This is a genomic window from Streptomyces sp. YS-3 (genome assembly GCF_045257485.1).
Classification (GTDB): Bacteria; Actinomycetota; Actinomycetes; order Streptomycetales; family Streptomycetaceae; genus Streptomyces.
This window is the reverse complement of sequence record NZ_JBJHPC010000174.1, coordinates 1-12,430: the sequence shown is the minus strand read 5'-3', so window position 1 is coordinate 12,430 and position 12,430 is coordinate 1. Positions and strand designations below refer to the sequence as shown.

The 12,430-nt window shown below is 70.3% G+C and carries 7 protein-coding genes; 3 read left to right on the top strand and 4 right to left on the bottom strand.

Annotated features, from left to right (window positions below; translation table 11 throughout):
- Both hemW and ACJA3G_RS16535 read right to left on the bottom strand, forming a co-directional pair.
- Positions 1–939, bottom strand: a 939-nt coding sequence (hemW, locus tag ACJA3G_RS16540) for a radical SAM family heme chaperone HemW (protein ID WP_406553747.1), incomplete at its 3' end; no start/stop codon positions are given.
- Between the two features lie 41 nt (positions 940–980).
- A complete protein-coding gene (locus ACJA3G_RS16535; protein WP_406553746.1) occupies positions 981–2,900 on the bottom strand; it encodes a SpoIIE family protein phosphatase in 1,920 nt (639 codons plus the stop codon).
- A 179-nt stretch (positions 2,901–3,079) separates the two neighbouring features.
- Between ACJA3G_RS16535 and ACJA3G_RS16530 the strand changes: the two genes are divergently transcribed.
- Entirely contained in the window at positions 3,080–7,153 is a 4,074-nt protein-coding gene (locus tag ACJA3G_RS16530) for a HAMP domain-containing protein (RefSeq protein WP_406553748.1), read from the top strand.
- Between the two features lie 9 nt (positions 7,154–7,162).
- Positions 7,163–7,744, top strand: coding sequence for a two-component system response regulator (locus ACJA3G_RS16525; protein ID WP_406553745.1), 582 nt, complete (start codon positions 7,163–7,165; stop codon positions 7,742–7,744).
- A gap of 19 nt (positions 7,745–7,763) precedes the next feature.
- On the opposite strand, the gene ACJA3G_RS16520 is transcribed toward ACJA3G_RS16525, so the two are convergent.
- Complete coding sequence (locus ACJA3G_RS16520) at positions 7,764–9,650, bottom strand: AMP-dependent synthetase/ligase (RefSeq protein WP_406553744.1); 1,887 nt, start codon at positions 9,648–9,650, stop codon at positions 7,764–7,766.
- A 193-nt stretch (positions 9,651–9,843) separates the two neighbouring features.
- A complete protein-coding gene (gene lepA, locus ACJA3G_RS16515; RefSeq protein ID WP_406553743.1) occupies positions 9,844–11,709 on the bottom strand; it encodes a translation elongation factor 4 in 1,866 nt (621 codons plus the stop codon).
- 207 nt (positions 11,710–11,916) lie between these two features.
- Between lepA and rpsT the strand changes: the two genes are divergently transcribed.
- Complete coding sequence (gene rpsT, locus ACJA3G_RS16510) at positions 11,917–12,186, top strand: 30S ribosomal protein S20 (protein WP_101388267.1); 270 nt, start codon at positions 11,917–11,919, stop codon at positions 12,184–12,186.
- Positions 12,187–12,430: the final 244 nt, after the last annotated feature.

Genomic DNA, 12,430 nt, shown 5'->3' with positions numbered 1-12,430 from the left:
CCACCGCACGCCCCCGACATGGCTGTGCGCCCCGGGCCCCGCGCCCCACCAGTCCGCGCCCCGCCAGTACAGCTCGTTGTGCAGACAGCGGCCCGCTTCCGTGGTGGCCCAGTTCGACACCTCGTACCAGTGGAAGCCCGCCTCGGCCAGCACCGAGTCCGCGATGAGGTAGCGGTCCGCGTGGACGTCGTCGTCCGTCATCGGGACCTCGCCCCGGCGGATGCGGCGGGCCAGCTGCGTACCCTCCTCGACGATCAGGGCGTACGCGGAGATGTGGTCGGGGCCCGCCCCCACCGCCGCCGCCAGCGACTCGCGCCAGTCCTGGTCCGACTCGCCGGGCGTCCCGTAGATCAGGTCGAGGTTGACGTGGTCGAAGCCCGCCGCCCGCGCCTCGGCGACGCACGCCTCGGGGCGGCCCGGCGTGTGCGTACGGTCGAGGATCTTCAGGACGTGCTGCTTGGCGCTCTGCATGCCGAAGGAGACCCGGTTGAAGCCGCCGGCCCGCAGCTCCTCCAGATACGCCCGGTCCACCGACTCGGGGTTCGCCTCCGTCGTCACCTCCGCGTCGTCCGCCAGGCCGAACTCCTCCCGTACCGCCGAGAGCATCCGGACCAGGTCGGCGGCGGGCAGCAGCGTCGGGGTGCCGCCGCCCACGAAGACCGTACGGACCGGGCGCGGGTCGTCGCCGAGCACCTTGCGGGCGAGCCGGATCTCCTCGGTGAGGGTGGCCGCGTAGTTGTCCCGGGACGCCAGGACGCCGCCGGAACCGCGCAGCTCGGTGGCGGTGTAGGTGTTGAAGTCGCAGTACCCGCAGCGCGTGGCGCAGTAGGGAACGTGCAGGTAGAAGCCGAGCGGTCGCTCCCCCGCGCCCTCCAGGGCGGAACCGGGCAGCGCCCCGTCCTCGGGCATGGGCTCACCATCGGGCAGTACGGAAGGCATGCCCCCATTGTCCGCCACCCCGGACGGCCCCCGGCACGCCCTCAGCGTGCCTGGAGCACCAGGAGCGCCAGATCGTCCTCCGGCGGGGTCGTGCCGAACGCGTACACCGCCCGCTTGACGCTCTCCGCGACCCCCGTGGCCGTCATGCCCACGCACCCGGCGAGCACCGCCGCGAGCCCGTCGCCGTCGTCGAACATCCGCCGGCCGGAGCGGCGCTCGGTCACCCCGTCCGTGACGCACAGCAGGGTGTCCCCGGGCATCAGCCGGAAGCTCTCGCTCTCGTACGCCACCCCCTCCACCACCCCGACCAGCACCTGCGGCACCGCCGCGGCCCGGACCGAGCCGTCGGGGCGCAGCAGCAGCGGCAGCGGGTGGCCGGCGCTCGCCAGGGTGCACAGGACGCCGCCGCCGCTCTCGGGCGGCACCGGGACCAGCTCCCCGTACAGCAGGGAGAGGAAGCGGGCCTGCGGGCCCTCGGCCACCTCCCGGCCGCCCGCCGCCGCGACCATCCGGGCGGCTGCCTCGGCGGCCTCGACCCCGTCGTCGACCAGCAGTTTGTTGAGGCGGTCGAGGACGTCGTGCACCGCGTACCCCTCGCGGGCCAGCAACCGCAGCCAGGGCCGCACCAGGCCGGTGACGACGGCCGCCTCGGGGCCGCTGCCCTGGACGTCGCCGAGCGCGAAGCACCAGCGGCCGTCGGCGCCGGGGAACAGGTCGTAGAAGTCGCCGCCCGCCACGCCCTCGCCGCTGGGCTGGTAGACCAGCGCGCTGTCCACGCCGGGGATCTCCGCGACGCCCGCCGGCAGCAGTCCCCGCTGGAGCACCCGGCTGATGGTGACCTGGCGGGTGTACTGGCGGGCGGCGCCGATCGCCAGCGCCACCCGGCGTACGAAGTCCTCGACCAGTCCGGTGACCTCGTCGGGGATGCGCGCCATTCCGGCCCGTCCCAGCATGAGCACGCCGACGGCCCGGCCGCCGGCCACCATCCGGTACGCGAGCGCCGCCCCCTCGCCGTCGTCCTGGGGAGCCGGCCAGGGCATCGGGACCGGGCCGCCGCGCGCCGACTCCGGCAGCCGGGGCGGGTCCTTCTCCAGGACCGCCCGCAGCTCGTCGATCCCGGACTCGCGGGCGTGCCACACCCGGGCGAGACGGGGTTCGCCGACCGGGCCGCCGGCCTCCGGGTCGAGCCAGATCGCGCACCAGTCACAGAGCCGGGGCACCAGGAGCTGCCCGGCGAGCGCCGCGATCATGTCCTCGTCGAACTGGCCCGCCAGCAGGTCGGACGCCTCCGCGAGGAAGGACAGGGCGCCCCGGTTCACCCAGTCGCGGCCCTGCCCGGGGGGTGTCCCGTGCGCCGGGGCGGTGGGCGTCCCGGCGGCGCGCGGACCGAGCTGGAGCGAGTCGTCGCGGCCCGGCTCGTCCTCGCGCGCCAGGACGTCCTGCGCGTCGAGGAGCAGCCGCGCCCAGACCGTCTTGAGGCCGGCGCGGTAGGTGATCCCCCAGCATTCGGCGAGCGTCGCCACCAGGTGCAGCCCCCGCCCGTACTCCGGCGCGCCCGGTTCGCGCGCCCCGCGCGGTTCGTGGCGTACGACCCGGGAGGGGTGGTGGTCGGAGACCTCGACGACCACCGCCGCGGGTTCGTCCCCGGCGGGCGGCTCCAGTCGGCAGACCAGCTCGATGGTGGTGCCGGCGTGCACCACGGCGTTGGTGACCAGTTCGTTGACGAGTATCGCCACCTCGTCGGCGGCCCGTTCGTCCAGTTCGGCGGCGCCGGGGGCGCCCCGGGCGGTCCAGTCGGCGAGCGCGGCGCGCGCGAAGCGGCGGGCGGCGGCCGGCGCGAGCGGGTCGCCGGGCAGGCTGGTGCGGGCGGCGGACGCGGCGGGGCGCTCCGCCGCGCCAGGAGAGGGCACCGGGCCGGACGGGCGGTTCCCGCTCTCCCGCTGCGTTGGAATGGACCCCACGGTGCGGCTCCTGATCGGTTCTCACATTGCGCACCTCATGACACCGACAGAGTGACAGACTGAGCGTGCGCATAAGCACCGAGTCACTGAAGTGGGCCGGGATGAACAGAGACAGCGCCGTGCCGCCCGAGGGCGGGGAGTGGATCCGGGCACGGGAGTTGCGCCCGTTGCTGGCGGCGATGACCGCGCTGCGGGACGGTGACTTCGGGGTCCGGCTCCAGGAGGCGCACGAGGGCATACCCGCCGAGCTCGCCGCGATCTTCAATCAAGTGGCCGTGCGCAACCAGCACTTCACGGACGAGCTGCAGCGGGTGCGCCGCGAGGTCGTCCGCCACGGCCGGCTGGACGAGCGGCTGGCGGCGAGCCCGGGTCAGGGCGGCTGGACGGCCGGGGTGGACAGCGCGAACACCCTGATCGACGCCCTGGTCGTACCGGCGGCGAACGCCACCCGGGTGCTGGACGCGGTGGCGGGCGGCGATCTGACCCAGCGGGTCGACCTCCACGACGGGAACCGCCAGTTGCGCGGTGATCTGCGCCGGCTCGGCCGGGCCGTCAACAAGATGGTCGACCAGCTCTCCCTGTTCACCGGCGAGGTGACCCGGGTCGCCCGCGAGGTCGGCACCGAAGGACGCCTGGGCGGGCGGGCCAAGGTGCAGCGGCTGAGCGGCAGTTGGCGGGACGTGACGGAGGCCGTCAACACCATGGCCTCCCGGCTGACCGCGCAGGTCCGTGACATCGCGGCGGTGACCACGGCGGTGGCGCGCGGCGATCTGACCCGTACGGTGACGGTCGAGGCGACCGGCGAGCTGCTTGAGCTGAAGCTCACCGTGAACACGATGGTCGACCAGCTCTCGGCGTTCGCGGACGAGGTGACCCGGGTCGCCCGCGAGGTCGGCACCGAGGGCCAGCTCGGTGGGCGCGCGCAGGTCAGGGGCGTGTCCGGGGTCTGGAAGGACCTGACGGACAACGTCAACTTCATGGCGTCGAACCTCACCTCCCAGGTACGCAACATCGCCCAGGTCACCACCGCCGTCGCCAACGGCGACCTCTCCCAGAAGATCACCGTGGACGCCAAGGGCGAGATCCTGGAGCTGAAGTCGACCATCAACACCATGGTCGACCAGCTCTCCGCCTTCGCCGACGAGGTCACCCGGGTCGCCCGCGAGGTCGGCACCGAGGGCAACCTCGGCGGGCGCGCCCAGGTCCGTGGCGTCTCCGGGGTGTGGAAGGACCTCACCGAGAACGTCAACTTCATGGCGGACAACCTCACCTCCCAGGTCCGCAACATCGCGCTCGTCTCGACGGCGGTGGCACAGGGCGACCTGGGCAAGAAGATCACGGTGGAGGCGAAGGGCGAGATCCTGGAGCTGAAGTCGACGATCAACACCATGGTCGACCAGCTCTCGGCCTTCGCCGACGAGGTCACCCGGGTGGCCCGCGAGGTCGGCACCGAGGGCAACCTCGGCGGTCAGGCGCAGGTGCGCGGGGTGTCCGGCGTCTGGAAGGACCTGACGGACAACGTCAACTTCATGGCGTCGAACCTCACCTCCCAGGTACGCAACATCGCCCAGGTGACCACGGCCGTCGCCAACGGCGACCTCTCCAAGAAGATCACCGTGGACGCGCGCGGCGAGATCCTGGAGCTCAAGGACACCGTCAACACGATGGTGGAGCAGTTGCGGGCGTTCGCGGACGAGGTGACCCGCGTCGCCCGCGAGGTCGGCACCGACGGGCGGCTGGGCGGGCGCGCCCAGGTCCTCGGCGTCTCCGGCGTCTGGAAGGACCTCACCGACAACGTCAACTACATGGCGGACAACCTCACCTCCCAGGTCCGCAACATCGCCCAGGTGGCGACGGCGGTGGCCCAGGGCGACCTGTCCAAGAAGATCGACGTGGACGCGCGCGGCGAGATCCTGGAGCTGAAGACCACCATCAACACCATGGTGGACACGCTCTCCTCGTTCTCCTCCGAGGTGACCCGGGTGGCCCGCGAGGTCGGCTCCGAGGGCCAGTTGGGCGGCCAGGCCCGGGTGGAGGGCGTCTACGGCACCTGGAAGCGCCTGACCACCAACGTCAACGAGCTCGCCCTGAACCTCACCACCCAGGTCCGTGCGATCGCGGAGGTGGCCTCGGCGGTGGCCCAGGGCGACATGTCCCGCTCGATCACCGTGGAGACCCGGGGCGAGGTCTCCGAGCTGAAGGACAACATCAACCTGATGGTGTCCAACCTGCGCGAGACGACCCGCGCCAAGGACTGGCTGGAGTCGAACCTGGCGCGCCTGGCGGGTCTGATGCAGGGCCACCGCGACCTGATGGAGGTCGCGGACCTGATCCTGCGCGAGCTGACCCCGCTGGTGAACGCCCAGTACGGGGCGTTCTTCCTGGCCGACCCGGGCAACGAGGGCACCCCCTCCCGTACGACGTCGACCACCAAGGGGCTCGCCTTCATCGCGGGATACGGCTCGGCCCAGGGCGCGACCGTCGACACCACAGGTATGCCGGGCCACGGTCTGGTGCGCCAGGCGGCCCTGGAGAAGAAGCGGATCCTGCTGGAGGAGGCGCCGCCGGACTACATCAAGATCAACTCGGGTCTGGGAGAGGCGTCCCCGGCCAGTGTCGTGATCATCCCGATCCTCTTCGAGGACAAGCTCCTCGGTGTGATCGAACTGGCCTCCTTCTCCCGCTTCTCCGACGTCCACCTGGCCTTCTTCGACCAGTTCGTGAACACCATCGGCGTCGCGATCAACACCATCATCGCCAACTCCCGTACCGAGTCACTGCTCAGCGAGTCCCAGCGGCTCGCCATCCAGCTCCAGGAGCGTTCCGACGAACTCCAGCGCCAGCAGGCGGAGTTGCAGCGCTCCAACGCCGAGCTGGAGGAGAAGGCCGCCCTGCTCGCGACCAGCTCCCAGTACAAGTCGGAGTTCCTGGCGAACATGTCGCACGAGCTGCGCACCCCGCTCAACTCGCTGCTCATCCTGGCCCGGCTGCTCTCCGACAACCCGGACGACCACCTCTCCGACCAGGAGGTCCAGTTCGCCGCCACGATCCACCGCTCCGGCTCCGACCTGCTCCAGCTGATCAACGACATCCTGGACCTGTCGAAGATCGAGGCCGGCCGGATGGACGTACGGCCCAAGAAGCTTCCGCTCATCAAGGTGCTCGACTACGTCCACGCCACCTTCCGCCCCATCACCCTCGACCGGGGCCTCGCCTTCGAGGTCGCGGTGGGCGAGGACGTGCCGCGCGAGATGTACTCGGACGAGCAGCGGCTCCAGCAGATCCTGCGCAACCTCCTCTCCAACGCGATCAAGTTCACCTCCTCCGGCCGCGTCGAACTCCGCGTCAACCGGATCAAGGACCCGGACAGCGCGGTGCCGGGCACGGACGACCTGATCGCCTTCACGGTCACCGACACCGGCATCGGCATCGCGCCCGAGAAACTCCCAGTGATCTTCGAGGCGTTCCAGCAGGCCGACGGGACGACCAACCGCAAGTACGGCGGCACCGGCCTCGGCCTCTCCATCAGCCGCGAGATCGCGGGCCTGCTCGGCGGCCGGATCGTCGCCGAGAGCGAGCCGGGCCGGGGCTCCACCTTCACCCTGTACGTGCCGGTGCTCCACCCCGGCCATGTGACCGCCGAGCCGGACCAGCTCCCGCAGCTCACCACCGACCCGGACCGGCCGGTCAGCTCCGAACCCGCGCCGGTGGCCGACCAGGACGACCCCTGGCCGACCACCACCAGGCTGGAGCAGTGGAAGGAGGGCCGGGCGGGGCAGGTGCTGCCGGGCCGGCGGGTGCTGATCGTCGACGACGACATCCGCAACGTCTTCGCGCTCACCCATGTCCTCGGCCGGGTCGGCATGCCCGTGCTGTACGCGGAGAACGGCCGCGAGGGCATCGAGTCCCTGGAGCGCAACCCGGACGTCGAACTGGTCCTGATGGACATCATGATGCCCGAGATGGACGGGTACGAGACGATCGAAGCGATCCGCCGCAGCCCGCTCTGGGCCGATCTGCCCATCATCGCCCTGACCGCGAAGGCGATGCCCGGCGACCGCGAGAAGTCCATCGCCCAGGGCGCCAACGAGTACGTGCCCAAGCCCGTCGACGTGGACCGCCTGCTCACCGTGGTGTGCGCCCTGCTCGACCCGGAGGGCGAGGACGCGGCGCCCCCGGGGCGCACGGGCGCGTCCGTACCGAAGCAGTCGACCGGCTCCGAGGACCCCGCCACCGCTCCGCCGACCACGTAAGGCGACACGATGAGCACAGCGGTACCGTCCGGCGACCGGGCGAGCATCCTCCTGGTCGACGACCGGGAGGACAACCTGACCGCGCTGGAGGCGGTCCTCACCACGCTCAACGAGCCTTTGGTACGGGCGCGTTCGGGCGAGGAGGCGATGAAGGCGCTGCTGCGGCAGCCGTTCGCGGTGGTGCTGCTCGACGTACGGATGCCGGGCATGGACGGCTTCGAGACCGCCGCCAACCTCAAGCGCCTCGACCAGACCAAGGACGTGCCGATCATCTTCCTGACCGGCGAGGAGGGCGACAGCGACTACGCCTTCCGGGGATACGCCACGGGCGCGGCCGACTTCCTCACCAAACCGTTCGACCCGTGGGTCCTGCGGGCCAAGGTGAACGTCTTCCTCGAACTGCACCGCAAGAACCGCCAGCTGGAGCTGCTGCTCGCCCGGGAGCACAAGCAGCTCGCCGAGATGGCGGAGCTGCTGGCCGCGATCGAGGACGAGCTGCTGCGCGAGGGGCCGGGCGACGCCGGTGACCTGCGGCTGCGGCTGACGGCCCTGGAGACGATCGTCCGGGACATGCGGCGGGGGCGCTGCTGAGCGCCCCCGCCCCCTGCCACTACGCCTCGCGCGAGCCCGAGTACATCTCGTCGATCAGGTCCTTGTACTCCCGCTCGACGACCGGCCGCTTCAGCTTCAGGCTCGGGGTGAGCTCGCCGTGCTCCACGTCGAGGTCGCGCGGCAGCAGCCGGAACTGCTTGATGGTCTGCCAGCGCTGGAGGCCCTCGTTGAGGCGCTTCACATAGCCCTCGATCAGCGCCACCGTCTCCGGGTTCGCGACCACGTCGGCGTACGAGCCGGTGACCCCGTGGTCCTTGGCCCAGCCCAGGATCGCGGGCTCGTCGAGGGCGATCAGCGCGGTGCAGAAGTTCCGGTCGGCGCCGAGCACCAGGATGTTGGAGACGAACGGGCAGACCGCCTTGAACTGGCCCTCGACCTCGGCCGGCGCGATGTACTTGCCGCCGGACGTCTTGATCAGGTCCTTCTTGCGGTCGGTGATCCGCAGATAGCCGTCCGCCGACAGCTCGCCGATGTCACCGGTGTGGAACCAGCCGTCCGACTCCAGCACCTCGGCGGTCTTCTCGGGCAGCTTGTGGTAGCCCTCCATGATGCCGGGGCCGCGCAGCAGGATCTCGCCGTCGTCCGCGATACGCACCTCCAGACCGGGCAGCGGCTTGCCGACCGTGCCCGTCCGGTAGGCCTCGCCGGGATTGACGAAGGAGGCGGCGCTGGTCTCGGTGAGCCCGTACCCCTCCAGGATGTGGATCCCGGCGCCGGAGAAGAAGAAGCCGATGTCGGGGGCGAGCGCGGCGGAGCCCGAGACGGCGGCGCGCAGCCGTCCGCCGAAGGCCTCGCGGATCTTCGCGTACACCAGCGCGTCCGCGACCTTGTGCTTGGCCGTCAGCCCGAAGGGGGCGGTCGCCCGGCCGGTGCGCCGGAAGTTGTCCTGGCTGGCCTTGGCGTACTCGCGGGCCACCTCGGCCGCCCACTGGAAGATCTTGTACTTGGCCCCGCCGGCCTCCCGCGCCTTGGCCGCGACGCCGTTGTAGACCTTCTCGAAGATCCGGGGCACCGACGCCATGTAGGTGGGCTGGACGACCGGCAGATTCTCGATGATCTTGTCGACCCGGCCGTCGACGGCCGTCACATGCCCGACCTCGATCTGCCCGGAGGTCAGCACCTTGCCGAAGACGTGCGCGAGCGGCAGCCAGAGGTACTGGACGTCGTCGGCGCTGATCAGCCCGGTCGCGGCGATCGCCTTCGCCATGTACGACCAGTTGTCCTGCGGCAGCCGCACGCCCTTGGGGCGGCCGGTGGTCCCGGAGGTGTAGATCAGCGTGGCCAGCTGGTCGGAGGTGATCGCCGCGATCCGCTCCTTGACGGCTCCCGGGTGCTTCTCCAGATACGCCGCCCCGCGCTCCTCCAGCTGGGCGAGGGTGAGCACCCAGCCCTCGGGGTCGCCCTCGACGGGCTCGGCGCCGGCCGGGTCGAAGACCACGACGTGCTTCAGTTCGGGCAGCTCGGCGCGGCGCTCGCGGGCCTTGATGAGCTGGGCCGCGTTCTCCGCGAAGAGCACCCGGCTCTCGGAGTCGCCCAGGATGTAGGCCGACTCCTCGGCGTTGGTCTGCGGGTAGATCGTGGTGGTCGCGCCGCCCGCGCACATCGTCCCGAGGTCGGCGAGGATCCACTCGATCCGGGTGGAGGAGGAGAGCGCCACGCGCTGCTCGGCGGTCACACCCAGATCGACGAGCCCGGCCGCGATCGCGTAGACCCGCTCGGCGGCCCGGCCCCAGCTCAGCGACTTCCACTCATCGCGCCCCTGGCCGTCGCCGGCCGGGACCGGATAGCGGTAGGCCTCCAGGTCCGGGGTGGCCTCCACGCGCTGCACGAAGAGGGCTGCCACGGACGGTGGCCGGTTCTCGATCAAGGTATGTGTGTCGCTCACGACGTCCTCCGGGCTGGCCTGCGGCAGGGCTGCGGCTGCTTCTTGTTTAACTGGCGAGTAACCATCGGGCCGTGATCAGAGTAGAGCGCCCCCGCCCCGCCGCGTAAGAGGCAGCGGAAGGTGGTTTCATAACGAACGGACCCCCGCTCGGAAGAGCGGGGGTCCGTCACGGCACCGGTTGGCTACTCGCCGGTCACTTCTTCTTGCTCGCAGACTCGTCGCTGGACAGCACCGCGATGAAGGCCTCCTGCGGAACCTCCACGGAACCGACCATCTTCATCCGCTTCTTGCCTTCCTTCTGCTTCTCCAGCAGCTTCCGCTTACGGGAGATGTCACCGCCGTAGCACTTGGCGAGGACGTCCTTGCGGATGGCGCGGATGGTCTCGCGGGCGATCACCCGGGAGCCGATCGCGGCCTGGATGGGCACCTCGAAGGCCTGCCGGGGGATGAGCTCGCGCAGCTTGGCGACGAGCCGCACACCGTACGCGTACGCAGCGTCCTTGTGCGTGACCGCCGAGAAGGCGTCGACCTTGTCGCCGTGGAGCAGGATGTCGACCTTGACCAGGCTCGCCGACTGCTCGCCGGTGGGCTCGTAGTCGAGCGAGGCGTAGCCCCGGGTCTTCGACTTCAGCTGGTCGAAGAAGTCGAAGACGATCTCCGCGAGCGGCAGCGTGTAACGGATCTCGACACGGTCCTCGGAGAGGTAGTCCATCCCGAGCAGCGTGCCCCGGCGGGCCTGGCACAGCTCCATGATCGAGCCGATGAACTCGCTGGGCGCGAGGATCGTGGCGCGCACGACCGGCTCGTACACGTCCGAGATCTTCCCCTCGGGGAACTCACTCGGATTGGTGACGGTGACTTCCTTGCCGTCCTCCAGGACCACCCGGTAGACCACGTTGGGAGCGGTGGCGATGAGGTCGAGCCCGAACTCGCGCTCCAGCCGCTCACGGATCACATCGAGGTGGAGCAGGCCGAGGAAGCCGACGCGGAAACCGAAGCCGAGCGCGGCCGAGGTCTCCGGCTCGTACACCAGCGCGGCGTCGTTGAGCTGCAGCTTGTCGAGGGCCTCGCGCAGGTCCGGGTAGTCCGACCCGTCCAGCGGATACAGACCCGAGAAGACCATCGGCTTGGGGTCCTTGTACCCGCCGAGCGCCTCGGTGGCGCCCTGGTGCAGGGAGGTGATGGTGTCACCGACCTTGGACTGGCGGACGTCCTTCACACCGGTGATCAGATAACCGACCTCACCGACGCCGAGCCCGTCGGCGGGCAGCATCTCCGGCGAGTTCGTCCCGATCTCCAGCAGCTCGTGCGTGGCGCCGGTCGACATCATCCGGATCCGCTCGCGCTTGTTGAGCTGCCCGTCGACGACACGGACGTACGTGACGACGCCCCGGTACGAGTCGTAGACCGAGTCGAAGATCATCGCGCGGGCGGGCGCGTCGGCCACCCCGACCGGCGCGGGCACGTCCCGCACCACGCGGTTGAGCAGCGCGTCCACACCGACACCGGTCTTCGCGGAGACCTTCAGCACGTCCTCGGGCTGGCATCCGATGAGGTTGGCCAGCTCCTCCGCGAACTTCTCCGGCTGCGCGGCCGGCAGGTCGATCTTGTTGAGGACGGGAACGATCGTGAGGTCGTTCTCCATGGCGAGGTAGAGGTTCGCCAGGGTCTGCGCCTCGATGCCCTGAGCGGCGTCGACGAGCAGGACGGTGCCCTCGCACGCGGCGAGCGACCGCGACACCTCGTACGTGAAGTCCACGTGCCCCGGGGTGTCGATCATGTTCAGGATGTGGGTGCTGCTCTGGTCCGGCCCCTCGGTGGGGGCCCAGGGCAGCCGCACGGCCTGACTCTTGATCGTGATGCCGCGCTCGCGCTCGATGTCCATCCGGTCGAGGTACTGAGCACGCATCTGCCGCTGGTCGACCACACCGGTCAGCTGGAGCATCCGGTCGGCAAGGGTCGACTTGCCGTGGTCGATGTGCGCGATGATGCAGAAATTGCGGATCAGAGCCGGGTCGGTACGGCTCGGCTCGGGCACGTTGGTAGGAGTCGCGGGCACGCAGGGTCCTGATTCTTGAGACGCGGGGCGTCTCGTCTCGGGCGATGTCGGATCGATACGTAGCCCCCATCGTCCCATGGGAACGGCACTGCGCTCGGTTTGGGCCGCCAGTCGGCCTGCTGGTAGCCTGGGCAGCTGTGCCTCGTCCGCCCTCTCAGCGGCGAGTGTCACAACCATCTGATACATCGAACCTGAAAAGGCTCTTTCGTGGCGAACATCAAGTCCCAGATCAAGCGGAACAAGACCAACGAGAAGGCGCGCCTGCGTAACAAGGCCGTCAAGTCCGAGGTCAAGACCGCGATCCGCAAGGCCCGCGAGGCTGTCCTGGCCGGCGACGTCGAGGCGGCCGACACGGCTGTCCGCACCGCCTCCAAGAAGCTGGACAAGGCCGTCAGCAAGGGTGTCATCCACAAGAACGCCGCCGCCAACAAGAAGTCGGCGCTGGCCACCAAGGTTGCCGCCCTCAAGGCTGCCTGATCCTGCCCAAGTGACCGGCCCCCGGGCCGCTCGCCTGGCCAGTCTCAACGGCTGACCACTTGATAGACCACCGGAAGGGACCCAGCGGGCCCTCTCATCCGCTCCCTCCCCGGTACCCAGCACCACCGCCGCACGCGGCCTGCGTTCGCCACGCGGGTGCGGCGATTCTCAGAGCACAACCCCGTTTCCGTCCGGCTGGGCGGAGGCGGGGTTTTGTTTTGCGACCACATGCGTGGGGGGCGGG

Excerpts from the sequence above, each read along its gene's own strand:
- ACJA3G_RS16530 (WP_406553748.1), top strand. The coding sequence starts at position 3,080 with ATGACCGCGCTGCGGGACGGTGACTTCGGGGTCCGGCTCCAGGAGGCG.
- ACJA3G_RS16525 (WP_406553745.1), top strand. The coding sequence starts at position 7,163 with ATGAGCACAGCGGTACCGTCCGGCGACCGGGCGAGCATCCTCCTGGTC.